This window comes from Isoptericola sp. Y541 (assembly GCF_059445465.1).
Window position 1 is genome coordinate 161879 of sequence record NZ_JCAIUJ010000003.1, and the last position, 18114, is coordinate 179992.

An 18114-nucleotide genomic window follows, 5' to 3' on the forward strand; every position below is an offset into this window, starting at 1 on the left:
CCGGTCGAAACCCGGGTCTCGGTGAGCGCTTGCCCACATGTCGATGACCAAGGCAAGTGTGTCGGTGGTCGGTGACAGAATGGGTGTGATGCCCGACACGACCAGCGCCACGCGCAGCAGCAAAGGCGCCAACAGCGCCGAACCCTCCGACAGCCCCCGGAGGAGCTCCGGCTCCTCCGAGTCCCCACCGACACACGCCCCCGGCACGCCCCCGGGCGACGCCGCCGGGCCCCCACCCCCGGCGGGCTCGGAGCTCTCGACGATCGCGTCCGTGCGCAGGCTGTACCCGTACGTTCGTCCCGCGGTGCCCCGCCTGATCGGTGGCCTGCTGTCCGCGCTGGGCGCGAGCCTCGCGGCGCTGGCGATCCCGCGCGTTCTCCAGGCATTGGTGGAGGGCCCGCTCGCGGACGGCGCGGCGGCCCACGACATGGGCTCCCTCGTCGTCCCGCTGGTCGCCGTCCTGCTGCTGGGCGTCGCGGAGGCCGGCTTCGTCCTGCTGCGCCGCAACCTCGTGATGTACCCGGGCACGAGGATCGAGGCGGAGATGCGGATGGCGCTGTTCCGTCACCTGCAGGACCTGCCCGTCGCGTTCCACGACCGGTGGCCGGGCGGCCAGCTCCTCAGCCGCATCATGGGCGACCTCGGGCTGCTGCGGCGCTGGCTGATCTTCGGCCTGCTGCAGCTCGTCGTGAGCGCAGTGACGATCGTGGTCGGCGTCGGGATACTGCTCAGCACGGCGGGCTGGCTCGGCCTCGTCTACCTCGCGGGCGCGATCCCCGTCACGGTGATCGCCTTCCGCTTCTCGCGCCGCTACCGCGTGATCGCGCGGCTCTCGCAGGACCAGTCGGGCGACCTCGCCACCACCGTCGAGGAGTCCGTGCACGGGATCCGCGTCCTCAAGGCGTTCGGCCGGGGGCGCGACGCCCTCGCCTCGTTCACCGGGCAGGCCGAGGAGCTGCGCCAGACCGAGATCCGCAAGGCGGGTAACCAGGCGACCGTCACGACGTCGCTGCAGCTCATCCCCGAGGTCACGCTGGCAGTGTGCCTCGTGCTCGGCTCCGTCCTGGCCGCCCGCGGCGACATCTCCCTCGGCGACCTCGTCGCCTTCTTCCTCACGGCCGCGGTGATCAACGGCCCGGTGGTCGACCTCGGCATGACCCTGTCGATGACGCTCAACGCCCGCACCGCCGTCGACCGCTTCTGCGAGGTCATGGAGACGCCCAACCCGCTTGCCGACCCCGCGGATCCCGTCGAGGTGGGCGAGCCCCGCGGCGAGGTCGAGCTGCGCGACGTGAGCTTCCGGTACGAGGATTCCGCGAACCCGGTGCTGGAGCACGTGAACCTCGAGCTGCCGGTCGGCACCACGACGGCGCTGGTCGGCCTGACCGGCTCCGGCAAGTCCACCCTGGCGATGATCGTGCCGAGGATCTTCGACGTCACGGGCGGCGAGATGCTCCTGGACGGCGTGGACGTGCGCCGCATGCGCCGCCACGACGTGCGGCGCGCCGTCGCGGTCGCGTTCGAGGACCCGACCCTCTTCTCGGCCTCGGTGCGCGACAACGTCCTGCTCGGGGTCCCCGAGTCCGGGCCCGACGCCGTGCCGGAGGCCGAGCGGGAGCGCCGGCTGCACGAGGCGATCGAGGTCGCGCAGGCCGGGTTCGTCGCCGACCTGCCCGACGGCATCGAGACCCGGATCGGCGAGGAGGGCCTGTCCCTGTCCGGCGGGCAGCGCCAGCGCCTCGCCCTCGCCCGGGCGATCGCCGCCCGGCCCGCGGTGCTCGTGCTCGACGACCCGCTCTCCGCGCTCGACGTCACCACCGAGGAGGCCGTGACCACGCGCCTGCGCTCCGTGCTCTCCGGCACCACCAGCCTCGTCATCGCGCACCGCCCCTCCACGGTGGCCCTCGCGGACCGGGTCGCCGTGCTGCAGGACGGGCGGATCACCGCCATCGGCACGCACCGCGACCTGCTCGCGACCGATGCGCACTACCGGCACGTCATCTCCAGCCTCGAGCAGGACTGGGAGAACGCCGACCGTCCCGAGCAGGTCGAGACCGAGGAGGTCGAGCGGTGAGCCGCCCGAACACGCCCACCCCGTCCACCCCGTCCACCCCGTCACCTGCGTCGTCGGCCGACGGCGAGCGCCGGCGCCCCACCGACGCGAACTCCGACGACGCCACCCGCCTCGACAAGGCGACGTCGCGCGCCGTCCGGTCGCGGTCGATGCGTCTGCTCGGCGAGATGCTGCGGCCACGCCGGCGCGCGCTCGCCGTCGCGGGCGTGCTGGTCGTCCTCTCCACGCTCGGCCAGGTCGCCGGCCCGTGGCTGGTGTCCGTCGCCATCGACTCCGCGGTGCCCGACCTCATGGACGGGGACGTCACGACACTCGTGGTCGTCGGCTCCGCATACCTGGTCGCCGCCATCATCGGCGGCGTGTGCGCCGGGGCCTACGTGCGCCAGGCCGCGCGCATCGCGCAGGGGGTGCTGCTCGACCTGCGCAGGCGCGTCTTCCGGCACACCCAGCTGCTCTCGCTCGAGTTCCACGAGTCGTACACGTCCGGACGCATCATCAGCCGCCAGACGTCGGACCTCGAGGCGCTGCGCGAGCTGCTCGACGGCGGTCTCACCGGCGTCGTCTCGTCCCTGATGCTCATGATCTTCACCGGGCTGGTCCTGTTCCTGCTCGACTGGCAGTCGGGTCTGGTGCTCACCGCCGCCCTGATCCCGGCCTGGCTCCTCACGCGCTGGTTCCAGAAGCACTCGCAGCTGTTCTACCGCCAGCAGCGCACCACCTCCGCGCGGCTGATCGTGAAGTTCGTCGAGACGATGACGGGCATGCGCGCGGTGCAGGCGTTCCGCCGCGAGTCCACGACCGAGGCGGAGTACGAGAAGCTCGGCGAGGAGTACCGGGACGCGAACCTGAGCATCTTCAGCGTCAACGGCAAGTACCAGCCTGGCCTGGTGCTGATCGGCAACGTCGCGGTCGCGGCGGCGCTCGCGGTCGGCGGGTGGCGCGTGGTGCAGGGGTCGCTCGACGTCGGCGTGCTCGTGGCCGCGCTGCTGTACGTGAAGCGGTTCTTCCAGCCGATCCAGCAGCTGGGCATGTTCTACAACTCGCTCCAGTCCGCCACGGCGGCGCTGGAGAAGGTGTCCGGGCTGCTGTCCGAGGAACCCACCGTCACCGAGCCGCGGCGGCCGGTCGAGCTGCCGCACGCGCGCGGCGCCCTGCGGCTGCAGGACGTGACGTTCCGCTACGGGGACGGCCCCGTGGTGCTGCCCGACCTGGACCTGTCGGTCCCGGCGGGGCAGACGATCGCGCTGGTCGGCACCACGGGCGCGGGCAAGTCCACCCTGGCCAAGCTCGTCACCCGCTTCTACGACGCGAGCGAGGGGAGGGTCCTGCTCGACGGCGTCGACGTGCGCGACCTGTCGACGACCGACCTGCGCCGGGCCGTGGTGATGGTGACGCAGGAGGCGTACTTGTTCAGCGGGTCGGTGCGGGAGAACATCGCCCTCGGGCGGCCCGGGGCCCCGCAGGAGGACATCGAAGCCGCGGCCCGCGCTGTCGGGGCCCACGAGTTCATCATGGACATGCCCGAGGGGTACGGCACCGAAGTCAACAAGCGCGGAGGGCGGGTGTCGTCCGGCCAGCGGCAGCTGCTGTCGTTCGCACGGGCGTTCCTCGCGAACCCGGCGGTGCTGGTGCTCGACGAGGCCACGTCGTCCCTCGACATCCCGGGGGAGCGGCTCGTGCAGCACGGGCTCCAGACGCTGCTGGCCGACCGGACGGCGATCATCATCGCGCACCGCCTGTCGACCGTCGCGATCGCGGACCGGGTGCTCGTCATGGAGCACGGCCGGGTGATCGAGGACGGGACGCCCGCGGACCTGGCCGCCGGGGACGGGCACTACGCCGCCCTCAACGACGCCTGGCAGAAGTCGCTCGTCTGACGTCCGCGGTCGCTCGTCCGTCCCGTGCGTGTCACGACCGCGGACGCAGGCCCTCGAACAAGGCGTCGACGATGCGATCGACGACGTCGTGAGTCACCGACTCCTGCGTCACGAGGAAGCGGTAGTAGAGCGGTCCGGAGAGGGTGGCCATCGCGAGCTCGAGGTCCGCGCCGCCAGCGACCTGCCCGGCGTCCGGCTGGGGGCTCGCCGCGGTCGAGGCGGCGGGTCGCGGCGACCTGCTCGGCGCCGCTGCGGCGGTCGGCGGGCTCGGGGCACTCGCGGTCGGGTCCTGGTGGGGATGGTCGTTCCTGGTGGGACGGCGGCTGACCGCGCCGCCGGCCCGTCGCGCGTCGGGGCGGGTCGGGGGCGCGGGGCGGCGCGCACGCGGCCCCGTGACTGCGGTCGTGGCGCGCGAGCTGCGCACCTGGTCGCGCGACCTGCTGCGCGTGCACCTCGCCTGCTTCGCCGTGTGCTACGCCCTGGTGCTGTGCCTCCTGCCGGTAACGGTGGGAGCGTGGGTGTTCGTCCCGTGGGCGGGGCTGGTGCTGGCGACCTGGCTCGCCGCCGTGTCGGCCAACCTGTACGGGGACGACGGCACGGAGCTGTGGCTCAAGCTGGTCGTGCCAGGTGGGCTCGCGCACGACGTGCGGGGTCGCCAGCTCGCGTGGCTGGTGGTCGCCGCGCCGCCGACCCTGGTGCTGAGCGTCGCCGGGGCGGCGGCGTCCGGCCAGGCCGGGGTGTGGCCGTGGCTGGCCGCGCTCATGCCCGCGGTGCTGGGCGGCGGAGCCGGCGTCGTCGTGCTGGTCTCGGTGCTGCGGCCCGTGCGCCTGCCGGACCCGCACCGCCGCGGCGGCAACCTGCTTCAGAACGGGGTCGACTTCACGCAGGTGCTCGCCGTCCTCGTCCTGACGGCCGCGACGGCGGTCCCCGCGGCGCTGGTCGTGGCGTACGGCCCTTCGTGGGCCGGGGCCGTGGCGGGCGTCGCGAGCGGGACGTTCCTCGCGTGGGCGCTCGGCGGCCTCGCTGCGACACGTCTCGAGGCCACCGGGAGCCGCATCCTGCTCGCGCTGCGCACCGGGGCACGCGAGCCCCGGCCGCGACCCGGGATGGCGCCGCCGTCTCGTCCCGCGGGGAGCGCCCTGCTCTCCCCGCGGGCGGCGCCGCGGCATCCGGCGCAGGCCGCCGCGGACCAGCTCGTCCGCCTCGGGCTCGACCGTGCGCCGGCGCGGTGGCGCGCCTACGTGCTCGTGAGCCTCACGGTGTGCTGGGTACCTCTGGCCGCCCAGGGCGTGGTCCCGGCGATCCTGCTCACGGCCGGCGTGGGGCCGCACGAGGTCTCGCCGTCGTGGTTCCTCGCCCTGCACGTGCCACCCGGCCTCGGGTGGCCGACCGTCGCCGTGATGGTCGCGATCGGCGGCACCCTGCTCGTCAGCGGCCTCGCCGTCGGCCTGCGATACCTGCGGCTGGCACGCCGGGCCTGATCGGCGCCGGGCCCCGGCCCTACCGCGGGAGGACCGGGCCGGCGGGAAGGTCGGTGAGCCGGACGGGGTCAACGATCGTCTCGAGCTCGCGGCGCACCCACCAGTCGCCGGAGCGGCGCCGCTCGTCGCGCGTGGTGAACCGGTAGCGGAACAGCCGCACGCGCACCCAGTGGGGCCGTGCGCCGTCGAACGGGTCGAGCCGTAGCAGCCGCAGGGTGGCGGGGTCGGCCTCCAGCAGCCGCAGGCAGAGCCGCGGGATCCACGGGCCCGAGGCGCCGAGCGGGATGAACCACAGCACCCAGTCGAGCCGCAGGTGGTACGGCGCCACCTGCGGCGGGCGGCGACGCACGTCGCCCGGCTTGCCGCGGAACCCGTACTCGCGCCAGTCACCGGGGCCGGGGCGGGTGGCGGCGGTGCCCTCGACGATCACCTCGTCCCGGCGCCGTGTGACGCTGCCGAAGGCCCCGTAGGCGTTGACCAGCCGCAGCGGCTCGAAGCTCGCGTTCATCCGCTGGTGGCGCGACGCCAGGTTGAGCGCCGGGCGCACGGACAGCACGGCCAGGACCAGCGCGACGGCGGACGCGGCCACGAGATAGCCCGTCGGCACGGCGCCGGGCGCCGCTGCGGCACCGGCGTCGGCGCCGGACGGGACGCCGGGGACCCACCCCAGGAGGGCGCGCCACACGCCGTCGGAGACCATCGCCGCGCCGAGCACGATCGTGGCCCAGTTGAGCCAGGCGAAGTTGCCGGTGAGCACGAGCCAGCCCTGCGTGAGCACGACGACGCCCCCCGCGACGCTGGGCAACGGCTGCGGGAGCCACAGCAGCCACGGCACCAGGAGCTGTGTGACGTGGTTGCCCACCACCTCGGTGCGGTGCCACCACCGCGGCAGGTGGTGGGCGTGCCAGCTGAACGGCCCGGGCATCGGCTGCGTCTCGTGGTGGTAGTCGAGGGCGGTGAGGTGGCGCCACGCCGGGTCGCCGCGCCACTTGATGAGCCCCGCGCCCAGCTCCAGCCGGAACAGCAGCCACCGCGCGGCGAGGACGAGCAGGAACGGCACGGGCACGGCGGGGGAGCCGAACCAGGCGGCGAGGAACGCCAGCTCGCACAGCAGCGTCTCCCAGCCGAAGGCGTAGAACCGCTGGCCCACGGTCACGATCGACAGGTACGCGGCCCACAGCACCAGCAGGACGAGCGTCGTCACCCACCAGGGGCCCGCCTGCGGGAGCCCCGCGACCACCGCGGCGGCGCCGACGGCCCCGGTGCCCGCGACGGCCGCGAGGAATCGGTCGGAGTAGTGCACGTGGAAGACCGACGGCGCGTCGCGGAAGGCCACACGTGCGATGTAGCGCGGCACGGGCAGCAGCCCGCGCTCCCCGAGGAGCGGGCGGAACTGGCCCAGCGCCTGGACGAACGCGAGGCAGAGCAGTGCACCGACGCCGCGCTGCAGCACCTCGCGCGCGACGTCGTAGTCGCCTGTGGCCCACCATCCGTCGAGCCACCCGTCGAGCCACCCGTCGAGCCATGGTGGCAGCCAGGCCCGCAGCTGGAGAGGCACGACCTCACGCTAGCCGCGGGGCGAACCGCCCGCCGCGCCGTCGGGCGTGCCCTCGGGACCCGCGTCGGGCCCTTCGTCCGCGGTGCCCGTCAGCGTGTGGTGCCCGCCGGCCTCGACGAGCCGCTCGACGAGCGCGCGCGCCGGCGGGGTGGGGGCGCCCACCGTGAGGGCCAGCACCTGGCGGGTGGCGCCCGGCAGGTCCTGGACGACGACGTCGGGGTGCCGGTGGGCGCGCAGCGCGAGGGAGGGCAGCAGGCTGACGCCCGCGCCGGAGGCGACCAGGGCCTGCACGGCCACGTAGTCGTCGGTCTCGAACGCGATGCGGGGCGCGAAGCCCGCGGCCGCGCACCGTGCGACGAGGTCGGCCCGGCACCGCTCGCACCCCGCGATCCACGCGGCGTCCCGGAGCTCGGCCAGGTCCGGAGGCCCGTCGCCCGGCGCGTCGCCCTCGAGAGCCTGCTCCGCCCGGCGTACCAGTGCGATCGGCTCCTCGTGCACGAGGGTGACCTCGAAGCGCGACAGGTCCGTGCCGGGGCGGGCATGGCGGGAGTCGGCGTGCTGGAAGACCAGCGCCACGTCCACGTCCCCGGCCCGCAGGGCTGTGATCGCCTCGGGCGGCTCGGCCTCGACGAGGCCGACGCGGACGCCGGGGTGGTCGGTGCGGAGGCTGGCCACCGCAGCGGGCACGAGGGTCGCCAGCGCGGAGGGGAACGCGGCCAGCCGGGCACGCCCTGCCCGCAAGCCTGCCAGGGCGTCCAGCTCGCGCTGCGCGCCCTCGACGCGCCCGAGGATCTCCTCCGCCCGGGCGGCCAGCAGGCGGCCGGCCTCCGTGAGGCGCACCCCGCGGCCCGCGCGCTGCAGCAGCGCGATGCCGGCCTCGGCCTCCAGTCGGGCGAGGTGATGGCTCACGGACGGCTGTGCGTAGTGCAGCTCGCGGGCGGCCGCCGTCACCGATCCGGTGCGGGCGACGGCGGCGAGCACGCGCAGCCGGGTGAGGTCCAAGTGGGGCGGGGGAGCGGGCTCGACGGACATGCCGCCAGCCTACGGCCACTCATCGACGCGATCGATGCTCGGCGGCGGGAACTGGCATTGGACCTATCGATCCTGGGGCGGTCATCCTGCTGAGATGACGAACTCCCCCCGCGCGAGCGACGTGGCGAACGACGTGGCGGCGGCCCCGACCATGCGCGACGTGCTCGCCGCGGCGCGCCGGATCGACGGCCTGGTGGTGCGCACTCCCGCCGAGCGCCATCCCGAGCTCGACCGCGCCGCCGCGGACGCCGGGGCGCGGGGGACGACCCTCGTCGTCAAGCACGAGAACCTCCAGCACACGGGGGCCTTCAAGGTGCGCGGCGCCCTCAACCTGCTCCTCGGGTTCGACGACGACGAACGGCGCCGCGGCATCGTCGCGTACTCGACGGGGAACCACGCGCAGGCCCTCGCCCACGCGGCCCGGCGCACGGGCACCGGCTGCACCATCGTCATGCCCTACCACCCGAACCCCCTCAAGGAGCGCGCGGTGCGCGAGCTCGGGGCCGACGTCGTGCTGCGGGGCGAGACCTTCGACGACGCCCGCACGCACGCCGCACAGGTCGCCGAGGACACCGGTGCCCGGCTCGTGGGCGCCGCCAACGAGCCCCTGCTCGTCGCGGGCGTCGCGACGGCCACCCTCGAGCTGCTGCAGCAGGCTCCGGACCTCGACGTCCTCGTCGTGCCCGTGGGCGGCGGCTCCGGCGCCGCCGCCGCCTGTCTGGTCGCCTCGGCGCTCGCCCCCGGCCTGCGGGTGATCGCCGTGCAGGCCGGCGCCTCCCCGGCGGCCCACGACTCCTGGCGTGCGGGCGACCTGCGCACCGCGGCCAACACCACCCGCGCGGAGGGGCTTGCCGTCGGGTGCGGCTTCGCGCTCACCCAGGCCGTGCTGCGCGAGCACCTCGCCGACTTCCTCCTCGTGGACGACGACGCCATCGCGGCCGCGCAGCGCGCCTATCTCACCGGCGCCCGCACCGTGGCCGAGGGCGCCGGCGCCGCGGCCCTCGCGGCGGTGCTCACCTGTCCCGAGGCGTTCGCCGGCGCACGCGTCGGAGTCGTGTGCTCGGGGGGCAACGCGAGCGAGGCCGAGCTGCGCAGGGCGCTCGCCGGCTGAGGCGTCGGCGGGTGCGGGGGCGTCGCCCGGGGATACGCTGCCGGGCATGGCCCGCTACTTCGACGTGCACCCGGTCGACCCCCAGCCCCGGCTGATCGGGCAGATCGTCGGGATGCTCACCGACGGCGCTCTCATCGCCTACCCGACGGACTCCGGCTACGCGCTCGGGTGTCGGGCCGGGCAGCACGACGGCACCGAGCGGATCCGCCAGATCCGCCACCTCGACGCGCACCACCACTTCACGCTCGTGTGCGCGGACTTCGCTCAGCTCGGCCAGCTGGTGCGGCTCGACAACAGCGCGTTTCGGGCCATCAAGGCGTCCACGCCCGGCCCGTACACCTTCATCCTGCCCGCCACCGCCGAGGTGCCGCGTCGCCTGGCCCACCCGAAGAAGAAGACGATCGGGGTGCGCATCCCCGACTCGCGGGTGGTGCAGGCGATCCTGCGCGAGCTCGGCGAGCCGCTGCTGTCCTCCACGCTGATCCTGCCCGGGTCGGAGCAGCCGCTCACGGACGGCTGGCAGGTCAAGGAGGAGCTCGACCACGCGGTCGACGCCGTCGTCGACGGCGGCGAGGTCCTGGCGTCGCCCACCACCGTCGTCGACTGGTCCGAGGGCTACCCTGACGTCGTCCGCGTCGGGGCGGGCGACCCGTCCCGCTTCGAGTGAGCCACACGCCCGCTCGGGCCGCGGGCGGGCCACCGCGAGTCCGGCGCGGTTAGGGTGCTGGTCATGAGCGACCGCGGACTGGCCCTGGCCCGAGAGAAGATGTCGGCGGACGGCGTAGCCCCCGCCGCGATCGAGACCTTCACCCGCTTCTACCACCTGCTGGAGTCCGGCGAGTCGGGCTTCGTGCGCGAGGCCGACGTCGAGCCCCTCACCGACCTCCTGCGGCATGCCGACCTCGACGTCTCCGCCGAGGACGCGCAGACCGCCCTCGCGCAGACCGCGATCATCAAGCTCAACGGCGGCCTCGGCACGTCGATGGGCATGGACAAGGCCAAGTCCCTGCTCACGGTGCGCGACGACGCCCCCGAGGGCGGTGCCGGCCCCGACGGTGCCGGCACCGCGCTGACGTTCCTCGACGTCATCGTCCGCCAGGTTCGGGCGGCCCGCGCCGCCACGGGTGCGCGCCTGCCGCTGGTGCTGATGGACTCGTTCCGCACCCGCGCCGACACCCTCGAGGCCCTCGCGCCCTACGACGACCTGGCCGTGGACGACCTTCCGGTCGACTTCCTGCAGAACCGCGAGCCCAAGCTGCGCGCCGACGACCTCGAACCCGTCGAGTGGCCCGCGGACCCGTCCCTCGAGTGGTGCCCGCCCGGCCACGGCGACCTCTACCCCGCGCTGCACGCCTCCGGGGTCGTGTGCGCCCTGCTCGATGCCGGCTTCCGCTACGCCAGCGTCTCCAACTCCGACAACCTCGGCGCCGCGCCCGACGCCGCCATCGCCGCCTGGTTCGCCGCGTCCGGCGCCCCGTACGCCGCGGAGATGTGCCGCAAGACCCCCGCCGACGTCAAGGGCGGACAGCTCGTGGTCCGTCAGAGCGACGGGCGCATCGTGCAGCGTGAGACGGCCCAGACGCACCCGGACGACGTGGACGTGTCCCTCGACCCGTCGGTGCACCCGTACTTCCACACCAACAACCTCTGGTTCGACCTCGAGGCGCTGGCGGCCGAGCTCGACCGCACCGGGGGAGTGCTGGAGCTGCCCCTGATCCGCAACGAGAAGACGGTGGACCCGACGGACCCGTCGTCGACGCCGGTCGTGCAGATCGAGTCGGCGATGGGCGCGGCGGTGGCGGTATTCGAGGGCGCCACGGCGATCGAGGTGGGGCGCGAGCGCTTCCTCCCGGTGAAGACCACCGGCGACCTGCTGCTCATGCGCTCCGACGTCTACGAGCTCACGGCGGACTACCGGCTCGTCGCGCAGGTCGAGGCCCCGTTGGTGAAGCTCTCGAAGACCTATAAGGCGATCTCGGCGTTCGACGAGCGCTTCGCCGCCGGCGCCCCGTCCCTGCGTGGCGCGTCGTCGCTGACCGTCGAGGGCGACTGGGCCTTCGGCGCTGGCGTCCGTGCCCAGGGCGAGGCCGCGCTGCCCGACGCCGGCGAGCCCGCGACCGTGCCCGACGGCGCCACGATCACCGCGGCCGGTGTCCAGCCCTGATCCGCTGGTTGAGCTCGTCGAAACCCGGCAACCCGCTGGTTGAGCTCGTCGAAACCCGGCAACCCGCTGGTTGAGCTCGTCGAAACCCGGCAGCGGCTTCGACCAGCTCAACCAGCGAATGTGTCAACCGGGGAGGTCGACGACGCGGTCGGCGCCCAGCACGGGCGTGAGGGTGCCCGCCGACGCGGCGGCCAGGTCGGCGCGGAGCCGGGGGAGCTCGGCGGGAGGCACCAGCAGGGCCAGCCGCGCGGCGGCGGCGTACGACGGCTCCTCGAGCACCGCGCCGTAGGTGGCGGACCAGTCTCGCAGCAGGTGGTCGACGCGGCCCGCGTCGGCGTGCGGGACGTCGACGGTGACCTCCGTGAGCGTCTCGCGGCGGCGCAGGAGCCCCGCGTCGGCCGCTACGTCGAGGGCCTGGGCGATGGCGCCGGAGTAGGCGCGCACCAGGCCGCCCGCGCCGAGCAGCACCCCGCCGAAGTACCGGCTCACCACCGCCACGACGTCCGTCAGCCCGCGCCGGCGCAGCACCTCCAGCATGGGCACGCCCGCCGTGCCGGAGGGCTCGCCGTCGTCGGAGGAGCGCTGCTGGTCGGCGTGCGTGCCGACCACGAGGGCGACGCAGTGGTGACGGGCGTCCCAGAGCTCTTTGCGCACCCGGGCGACGACGGCCTCGGCCTCCGCGACGCTGCGGGCCGGCGCGACGTGCGCCAGGAAGCGCGACTTCTTGATCACCAGCTCGTGGTCGACCCGGGAGGCGAGCGTCCCCGGCAGCAGGGGCGGCCGGGGGCGACCGGCGGCGGGTCTGTCTGAGCGGCTCACCGGACGAGGCTACGTCGTCGGGCGACACGCCGATCTCCTCCCCGAAAAAAGTGTGCCAAGCACCAAGATGGACCCATGGCAGCCGACGTCGAGGGCATCCCAGCACCCGAAACCCGCAACGATCCCTCCGGCGAGGGGAGCCCGCCGGGTGGGACGCCGGGCCGCTACCCACGCCCGCCGGTGACGCTGGAGGAGGCCGAGTGGGTCTGGCGGGAGCTATCGGTGGAGGCCCTGCGGCCGGGCGGCAAGCCGGAGGTGGTGCGCCTCGCGGTGATCGCGGGGCTCACCCGGGCGACCGGGGCGCGCTACGGGGACCTGCTGCGCGCGCGGGCCGAGGACCTGGACCTGGGGCCGGAGCCCGACGCGGCCAGCCGGCGGGGCCGGGTCGGGGGAGCGCGGGAACCGGGGGAGGGGAGGGTCGTGCTGCGGCACGGCAAGCACCGCGCCGTCCGGGAGCACCGGCTGCCGCCCGAGGTGGTGCTGCTCCTGCGGCACTGGATGGTGGTGCGGACCGAGCTCGCCGCGGAGCTCGAGGGCTCGGTGCCCCGCGCCCTGCTGCTCACGGTGCACCACACGCACGACCACGGCACCACCGTGGCGAGCGGCCTCCCGATCACGCGGCAGGGGCTGGTGCTGTCGTGGCGACGCTTCACCCATCGGACGAATGCGCGGTACGGGGCCGTGCGTTCGCCGCTGCCGACCCGGTTCGAGCAGGTGCGCCGGGCCTGGATCGACGCGGGGACACCGGACCTCGGGAGGGACGTGCCGACGGCGGAGGCCTTGGCTCCTTCGCCAGATGCTCCTTCCGAAGCAAAATAGTGTGCCAAGCGCTCCAAGAATCCCCAGGTGCTGTCGCTCACACCTCACGGGCCAGCACAGAACGAGGGGGGCCACGCGACGTCGCGTGGGCCCGCCGACCGGACCTCGGTGTACCACGGCCCGATCGGACGGACGGGCGGATCACGGGCCCAACACGCCGAAGGGGCGCAGCACGCCGGTCGCGTGCTGCGCCCCTCGCGAGCGGGCCGGATGCCGGCCGGTCAGCTGGCCTTCTTCCTGGTCGTCGCCCGCGTCGTCGTCGATCGCTTGGTGCCCGCGGCCTTGCGCGCGGCGCCCTTCTCGGTCGTGGCGCCGGCCGTCGACAGCTCGCCGCCGACGCTCTCGAGGTGGGCACGGACGAACCAGTGGAACAGCTCCAGGTCGTGGAGGTGGCCGATGAGGAGGTCGTTGGTGACGTCGTCGAGCGCCTCGGTGTCCTTCGCCGCCTTCCGATGGGCGAGGATCACTCCCTGGTAGACCTCGTCCAGCGCGCCGAGGTGCTCGATGGCCAAGGCGCGGCCCAGCGCGTAGTCGTTCCACGTGCGCGCCTTGACGAGTGCGCCCGGGGTGCCGACGGGTGCGACCCCGAGCGTCGCGATGCGCTCGGCGATGGCGTCCGTCATGTCCCGCACGACGTCGACCTGCGGATCGATCATCTCGTGCACGGAGATGAAGTGGGGGCCGACGACGTTCCAGTGCACATGCTTGAGGGTGAGATGGAGGTCGGTCAGGGCGTTGAGACGCTCCTGCAGGATGACGGACACCTTGCCGCCCTGGGTAGGCGTCAACGAGGGAACGGTGTAGCGGGGCGTCTTGCGATCGGCCATCGGGTTTCTCCGTCTCGTCGGATCGGCGCGCGGTCCACGAGCGATATCAGCGCGCCCCGCCATCGTCACGCCGCACGACCGTCCACGCGAGCGCAGCCAGCGCCGCGACCCCGATTCCGACCAGCCACTCGAGCGGCCGGCCGGCGATCGCCCAGGCTGCCGCACCGACCGCCACCGCCGCGGCCACGAGGAGGGCGTCGCGCCCACCCGCCCGTGCCAGGGCCGCGAGCTCGACCCGGTCGCGCGCGCTCACGTGCGCGGCCCACCAGCCCAGACGGGTCGTGACGTGCGCCAGCGGGGCGAGCCACAGCGCCGCCGGGTCGAAGGGAGCCGCGGTCGACCCGAGCAGCAGCACGGCGGCGGTCACGAGCGCGACGTGGGCCGGGGCGGCACCCGGCCGCAGCGCCGCCCAGACGGCGATGACGACGGCGAGGGTCACGCTGAGCTCGGGCGCCAGGGTCGTGCGGGAGGCGGCGGCGAGCAGAAGGGCGGGTACGGCCACGACGAACGCGGCGCGGAGCAGCCAGCCGGGCACGGTCCGGCCGAGGCCGACGCGGACGGCCGGCAGAGGGCGGCCCGTGGCGTGCCGGCGTCGCCACCACGACCGGACGGCCGCGACCGGGGTGGCGATCATCGCGGCCCCGCCGCACCGTGGTGGCGCTCGGCGGCCCGCACCAGTGCCTCGAGCTCCAGCGGCGCCTCCCGCCGGGCGCCGCCCGCCCACCGCACGACGGGCACGCCCTCCGCGGTCATGTGGCGCAACCGGTCCTCGCGCTCGAGCCGGCCGACCCGCCAGGCGAGGCGCATGTGCTCCTCCCGCACGGGGCGCACATCGGGCAGGGTGTCCACGACCACCACCGCGTGCCCCGCCGCGCGCCAGGCGCGCACGAGGTCCAGCGGCTCGTCGTCGAGCACCGTGCTGAACAGGTAGACGATCGCGTCGGCGGGGACCCGCGGTGCCCGCAGCCGGCGCTCGGGCGCCCCGACGGGCCGGCTCAGGGCGAGGGCGTGGAGCACGCGCCGCAGGTGCCGTCGGCCCGCGGCCGGCGGCAGGGGTCGGCGGCGCCGCCCGAGGTCCTCGACGCCCACCCGGTCCCCGCCTGCGATCAGGGCGCCCGCCACGGACGCGGCGGCGTGCCGGGCGAGGTCCAGGGACGTGGGCTCGTCGACGCGCTGCGGGCCGGTGCCGCGCCACGTGCGCAGGTCCGACCCGACGTCGTCGCGCGAGTCGACCACGAGCACCGCGGTCGCCTCCGCCACGGCATAGGTGCGCCGCACGTAGAGCGTGCTGAGGTCGGGCGACCGGCGGGCGGTGGTGCGCCAGTCGATGCGGCGCAGCCGGTCGCCCGGGGTGAACGGGTGCACGTCGCGCAGCTCGCTCCCGTCGCCGAGCCGTCGCGACGTGTGCGGCCCGGTGAGGCCCCGCAGGCGGCGCGGCACCGGCACCCGGCCCAGCGGCATGGCCGTCGGCAGGATCAGACGGTCGGGCGCGGTGACCGGGACCGGGTCCTCGGCGGCGGTGCCCCCGGCCCCGAATCCGCGCACGTCCGCGTGGAAGGTTCGCTGCGGCCCGGTGCGCACCGTGCGGAGCGTCAGCGGGAGCTCCCGGGCGGTCGCGGCGACCACGACGGCGGTGGGGCGGTGCCCCGGCGCGGCGATACGCGTCCGGACCAGCTCGGCGCCGCGCGGCGGGTCCAGGCCGAGGGTGGCCGAGACCTCGCCCGGCGCGGTGCCCACGGTCGGCTCGATCACGGCGGACGTCGGCCGCGAGGGCGTGCCGGCACCCCACGCGCCCGGGCGTCCCGACCATGCGGCGCCAAGCAGGGGGGCCAGGCCCAGCAGCGCGACGTCGGCCCGCCCGACGAGCAGCCCGAGCCCGAGGACGAGCACCCCCGCCCCGACGCCCGCGGCCGCCTGCGGGGTCCGCCGCCACACGGGGGGCCTCACCCCTCGCGACCCACCGTGGCAGGGCCGGGCACCGAGGCGAGCAGCTCCGCCACCACGTCCTCCGCCCGCACGGCCGACGCCCACGCGGTGGGCGTGAGGGTGAGGCGGTGGGCCAGCACCGGGACGGCGACCCGCTTGACGTCCTCGGGCAGCACGAAGTCGCGCCCGTCGAGCACGGCAACCGCACGGGCGAGCAGGAGCAGGTTCTGCGATCCGCGCGGGGAGGCGCCCACCTCCAGCGCCGCGTGGGCGCGCGTCGCGGCGGCGAGGTCGACGCAGTAGCCCGCGACGTCCGGGTCCACCTCCGTGGTCTCGACGCCCGCCTGCATCGCGAGCACCGTCGCGGCGTCGACCACGGCCGACACCGGCGCGGCCTCCCGGCGCCGTGCCACGCGCCGCAGCAGCACCTCCTGCTCCTGCGACCGGTCCGGGTAGCCCACCGCGAGCCGCACCATGAACCGGTCGAGCTGGGCCTCCGGCAGCGGGTACGTGCCCTCGTACTCCACGGGGTTGGACGTGGCCATGACGTGGAACGGGGTGGGCAGCGGCCGGCTGGCGCCGTCGACCGACACCTGCCGCTCGGCCATCGCCTCCAGCAGCGCGGACTGTGTCTTGGGCGGGGTGCGGTTGATCTCGTCCGCGAGGAACAGGCCCGTGAACACGGGTCCGGGGCGGAACACGAACTCGCGCGAGGCCGGGTCGAAGACCGAGGACCCGGTGATGTCGCTGGGCAGCAGGTCGGGGGTGCACTGGAGCCGGGCGAAGTCGAGGCCCAGCGCAGTGGCCAGCGAGCGGGCCGCGAGGGTCTTGCCCAGCCCGGGGACGTCCTCGAACAGCACGTGCCCGCCCGCGAGCACCGTGGCCAGCGCGAGCTCGAGCGCGTCGCGCATCCCCACGACGGCCGTGCCGACCTCCTCGAGCACGCGCCGGCCGAGCGCGGCCACCTCGGGGACGGGGAGGGGGTGGGCCGGCAGTGCGGTGGTCGGGACGGTGGGCGGATCGGTCGTCATGGGCGGTGCCTCCCGGCGGTGTGCGGTACGGGCGGGGTCGGGTTCGTCGTGGTCGCATGCACGGGCGCCGTCGGCGGCGGTGGCCCGGCCGCCGCGGGCCGCCCGGTCGTGGGCGGGGCCAGCGCCTCGATCGCGTCCAACCAGCGGTGCACCTCGGCGCGCCCGACGGGACGGCGGGCGGTGAGCCCGGCGACGACGTCGGCGCCGAGCAGCCTCGCGGCGTCCGCGTCGCCCCTGTCGGCACCTCCGTCAGCTTCGCCGTTCCCCATGGCAGCGAGGTCGATACCGTGCTCGGCGAGACGCGCCGCGGCCAGCTCGCGCACGCGCCGCAGCATGCGGTCGCCGACCTGCCCGCTGCGGGTGAACGTGGCCCAGCCGAGCTCGCTGACGTCGCTGCGGGCGCCGTCCCGGCGGTCCTCCGGCGGGTCCGGCCACAGGGACTCGGCGCCGTCGTCGAGCGTCCGCCACAGGTGCGTCGTCGTGGCGACGACTACCACGAGCAGCCCCGCGTGCACCGGGTCGAGCACGCCCGTCGCCACGAGGACCACCCCGGCCGCGAGCGCCGGGAGGGCGGTGGTGAGCGCTGCTCGTAGCAGCGGGCGGCGGGTCATGCGTCGCGGTCCGCGACCACGGGGCCGAGCGCGGGGCCGTCCATGGGGCCGAGCGCACGGGCGATGTGCTCGAGCGCGGCGCGGGAGCGTGCGACGGCGTCGGGGCCGACGGGCCGGTCGGTGAAGCGTGCGCGCTGGTACAGGCGGCGCAGGGTGTCGACGTCGTCCGCGGGGACGGCGTTCCCCTCGGCGCGGTGCCCGGTGAGGAGCGCCGCGGTGAACTCGGTAGAGGTCTGGGCCGGGTCGCGCACGGTGCCGTGGCGGGCGGCGGCGTCCTCGAGCGCGACCCACGCGGCGACGACGGCGTCGTGCGGGGTGGTGGCGTGGTCGATGCGGGCCAGGGCGGTGGCGACGGCGTCCTGCAGCTCGGGCAGGGAGATGGTGGTGGGGGCGTTCCCGGTGGCGGTACCGCCAGGGAGATCGTCGGCGTCGTCCTCGTCGTCGAGGGGGGCGAGGGCGCGCATGATGCGGCGCCCGAGGAGGACGAGCAGGACCACGACGAGGATGGCGCCGGCGATGCTGAGGGCGACGACGACCCAGGTGACGGCGTCGTACGAGGGTCCCGGCCGGTCTCCCGGGACGACGGGGTCCGGCGGCTGCAGCTGGACGGGGTCGCCGGCGGCGGGTTCGGGGAGGTTGACGCCCGGTACGCGCAGCCGCCAGGGGGTGGCAGTGGCGGCGCCGAGGACGACGAGGACCGCGAGCGCCGCGACGGCGAGCAGCGCGGCGCCCGTGCCGCGTGCCGTCGCTCGACGTACTGTCCGACCTGCTGCCATGCGCTGAC

General features: G+C 75.1%; 17 protein-coding genes. 7 read left to right on the plus strand and 10 right to left on the minus strand.

Annotated features, from left to right (window positions below; all coding sequences use genetic code 11):
- The first annotated feature begins 88 nt into the window (after window positions 1-88).
- Both AC1C2V_RS09130 and AC1C2V_RS09135 read left to right on the plus strand, forming a co-directional pair.
- Window positions 89-2074: an ABC transporter ATP-binding protein gene (locus AC1C2V_RS09130; protein ID WP_495389276.1), complete on the plus strand. Its 1986-nt coding sequence runs from the start codon at window positions 89-91 to the stop codon at window positions 2072-2074.
- Entirely contained in the window at window positions 2071-3951 is a 1881-nt protein-coding gene (locus AC1C2V_RS09135; RefSeq protein WP_495389277.1) for an ABC transporter ATP-binding protein, read from the plus strand. The genes AC1C2V_RS09130 and AC1C2V_RS09135 overlap by 4 nt, the downstream gene beginning before the upstream one ends.
- A 31-nt stretch (window positions 3952-3982) precedes the next feature.
- On the opposite strand, the gene AC1C2V_RS09140 is transcribed toward AC1C2V_RS09135, so the two are convergent.
- Window positions 3983-4102, minus strand: a complete 120-nt coding sequence (locus AC1C2V_RS09140) for a hypothetical protein (RefSeq protein ID WP_495389278.1) — start codon at window positions 4100-4102, stop codon at window positions 3983-3985.
- Here AC1C2V_RS09140 and AC1C2V_RS09145 point away from each other — a divergent pair.
- A complete protein-coding gene (locus tag AC1C2V_RS09145; RefSeq protein WP_495389279.1) occupies window positions 4095-5432 on the plus strand; it encodes a hypothetical protein in 1338 nt (445 codons plus the stop codon). The two genes, AC1C2V_RS09140 and AC1C2V_RS09145, sit on opposite strands and share 8 nt — an antisense overlap.
- 19 nt (window positions 5433-5451) lie before the next feature.
- Here the strand turns inward: AC1C2V_RS09145 and AC1C2V_RS09150 are convergent, their stop codons facing one another.
- Together AC1C2V_RS09150 and AC1C2V_RS09155 are read right to left on the minus strand one after the other, a co-directional pair.
- Window positions 5452-6990, minus strand: a complete 1539-nt coding sequence (locus AC1C2V_RS09150; RefSeq protein ID WP_495389280.1) for a lipase maturation factor family protein — start codon at window positions 6988-6990, stop codon at window positions 5452-5454.
- 9 nt (window positions 6991-6999) lie between these two features.
- Complete coding sequence (locus AC1C2V_RS09155; protein WP_495389281.1) at window positions 7000-8022, minus strand: LysR family transcriptional regulator; 1023 nt, start codon at window positions 8020-8022, stop codon at window positions 7000-7002.
- Window positions 8023-8116: 94 nt separating this feature from the next.
- On the opposite strand from AC1C2V_RS09155, the gene AC1C2V_RS09160 reads away from it, so the two are divergent.
- The 3 genes from AC1C2V_RS09160 to AC1C2V_RS09170 all read left to right on the plus strand — a co-directional run bounded on the left by AC1C2V_RS09160 (window position 8117) and on the right by AC1C2V_RS09170 (window position 11297).
- Entirely contained in the window at window positions 8117-9133 is a 1017-nt protein-coding gene (locus tag AC1C2V_RS09160) for a threonine ammonia-lyase (protein ID WP_495389282.1), read from the plus strand.
- A gap of 46 nt (window positions 9134-9179) precedes the next feature.
- Window positions 9180-9800 carry an L-threonylcarbamoyladenylate synthase gene (locus AC1C2V_RS09165; RefSeq protein ID WP_495389283.1) on the plus strand — a complete coding sequence of 207 codons (621 nt, stop codon included), beginning with the start codon at window positions 9180-9182 and terminating at the stop codon, window positions 9798-9800.
- A 63-nt stretch (window positions 9801-9863) separates the two neighbouring features.
- Window positions 9864-11297: a UTP--glucose-1-phosphate uridylyltransferase gene (locus tag AC1C2V_RS09170; RefSeq protein ID WP_495389284.1), complete on the plus strand. Its 1434-nt coding sequence runs from the start codon at window positions 9864-9866 to the stop codon at window positions 11295-11297.
- A 123-nt stretch (window positions 11298-11420) separates the two neighbouring features.
- Here AC1C2V_RS09170 and AC1C2V_RS09175 read toward each other — a convergent pair whose 3' ends face one another.
- Window positions 11421-12116, minus strand: a complete 696-nt coding sequence (locus tag AC1C2V_RS09175; RefSeq protein ID WP_495389285.1) for an IMPACT family protein — start codon at window positions 12114-12116, stop codon at window positions 11421-11423.
- Window positions 12117-12191: 75 nt separating this feature from the next.
- Between AC1C2V_RS09175 and AC1C2V_RS09180 the strand changes: the two genes are divergently transcribed.
- A complete protein-coding gene (locus AC1C2V_RS09180) occupies window positions 12192-12935 on the plus strand; it encodes a site-specific integrase (RefSeq protein WP_495389286.1) in 744 nt (247 codons plus the stop codon).
- 221 nt (window positions 12936-13156) lie between these two features.
- Here the strand turns inward: AC1C2V_RS09180 and AC1C2V_RS09185 are convergent, their stop codons facing one another.
- Genes AC1C2V_RS09185 through AC1C2V_RS09210 form a run of 6 tightly spaced genes read right to left on the minus strand, consistent with a single transcriptional unit; the run spans window position 13157 to window position 18106 of the window.
- Window positions 13157-13762 (minus strand): Dps family protein, encoded by a 606-nt coding sequence (locus AC1C2V_RS09185; protein WP_495389287.1) that lies wholly within the window; start codon window positions 13760-13762, stop codon window positions 13157-13159.
- Between the two features lie 46 nt (window positions 13763-13808).
- Complete coding sequence (locus AC1C2V_RS09190; protein WP_495389288.1) at window positions 13809-14396, minus strand: hypothetical protein; 588 nt, start codon at window positions 14394-14396, stop codon at window positions 13809-13811.
- Window positions 14393-15709, minus strand: a complete 1317-nt coding sequence (locus AC1C2V_RS09195; RefSeq protein ID WP_495389289.1) for a DUF58 domain-containing protein — start codon at window positions 15707-15709, stop codon at window positions 14393-14395. The genes AC1C2V_RS09190 and AC1C2V_RS09195 overlap by 4 nt, the downstream gene beginning before the upstream one ends.
- Window positions 15706-16719: an AAA family ATPase gene (locus tag AC1C2V_RS09200; RefSeq protein WP_495389290.1), complete on the minus strand. Its 1014-nt coding sequence runs from the start codon at window positions 16717-16719 to the stop codon at window positions 15706-15708. The genes AC1C2V_RS09195 and AC1C2V_RS09200 overlap by 4 nt, the downstream gene beginning before the upstream one ends.
- Window positions 16716-17330 carry a hypothetical protein gene (locus tag AC1C2V_RS09205; RefSeq protein WP_495389291.1) on the minus strand — a complete coding sequence of 205 codons (615 nt, stop codon included), beginning with the start codon at window positions 17328-17330 and terminating at the stop codon, window positions 16716-16718. Before AC1C2V_RS09205 ends, AC1C2V_RS09200 begins: the two co-directional genes overlap by 4 nt.
- Window positions 17327-18106 (minus strand): DUF4129 domain-containing protein, encoded by a 780-nt coding sequence (locus AC1C2V_RS09210; RefSeq protein ID WP_495389292.1) that lies wholly within the window; start codon window positions 18104-18106, stop codon window positions 17327-17329. The genes AC1C2V_RS09205 and AC1C2V_RS09210 overlap by 4 nt, the downstream gene beginning before the upstream one ends.
- Between the last annotated feature and the right edge of the window lie 8 nt (window positions 18107-18114).

Excerpts from the sequence above, each read along its gene's own strand:
- AC1C2V_RS09130 (WP_495389276.1), top strand. The coding sequence starts at position 89 with ATGCCCGACACGACCAGCGCCACGCGCAGCAGCAAAGGCGCCAACAGC.
- AC1C2V_RS09140 (WP_495389278.1), bottom strand. The coding sequence starts at position 4,102 with ATGGCCACCCTCTCCGGACCGCTCTACTACCGCTTCCTCGTGACGCAG.
- AC1C2V_RS09155 (WP_495389281.1), bottom strand. The coding sequence starts at position 8,022 with ATGTCCGTCGAGCCCGCTCCCCCGCCCCACTTGGACCTCACCCGGCTG.
- AC1C2V_RS09160 (WP_495389282.1), top strand. The coding sequence starts at position 8,117 with ATGACGAACTCCCCCCGCGCGAGCGACGTGGCGAACGACGTGGCGGCG.
- AC1C2V_RS09165 (WP_495389283.1), top strand. The coding sequence starts at position 9,180 with ATGGCCCGCTACTTCGACGTGCACCCGGTCGACCCCCAGCCCCGGCTG.
- AC1C2V_RS09170 (WP_495389284.1), top strand. The coding sequence starts at position 9,864 with ATGAGCGACCGCGGACTGGCCCTGGCCCGAGAGAAGATGTCGGCGGAC.
- AC1C2V_RS09180 (WP_495389286.1), top strand. The coding sequence starts at position 12,192 with ATGGCAGCCGACGTCGAGGGCATCCCAGCACCCGAAACCCGCAACGAT.
- AC1C2V_RS09185 (WP_495389287.1), bottom strand. The coding sequence starts at position 13,762 with ATGGCCGATCGCAAGACGCCCCGCTACACCGTTCCCTCGTTGACGCCT.
- AC1C2V_RS09190 (WP_495389288.1), bottom strand. The coding sequence starts at position 14,396 with ATGATCGCCACCCCGGTCGCGGCCGTCCGGTCGTGGTGGCGACGCCGG.
- AC1C2V_RS09200 (WP_495389290.1), bottom strand. The coding sequence starts at position 16,719 with ATGACGACCGATCCGCCCACCGTCCCGACCACCGCACTGCCGGCCCAC.
- AC1C2V_RS09205 (WP_495389291.1), bottom strand. The coding sequence starts at position 17,330 with ATGACCCGCCGCCCGCTGCTACGAGCAGCGCTCACCACCGCCCTCCCG.
- AC1C2V_RS09210 (WP_495389292.1), bottom strand. The coding sequence starts at position 18,106 with ATGGCAGCAGGTCGGACAGTACGTCGAGCGACGGCACGCGGCACGGGC.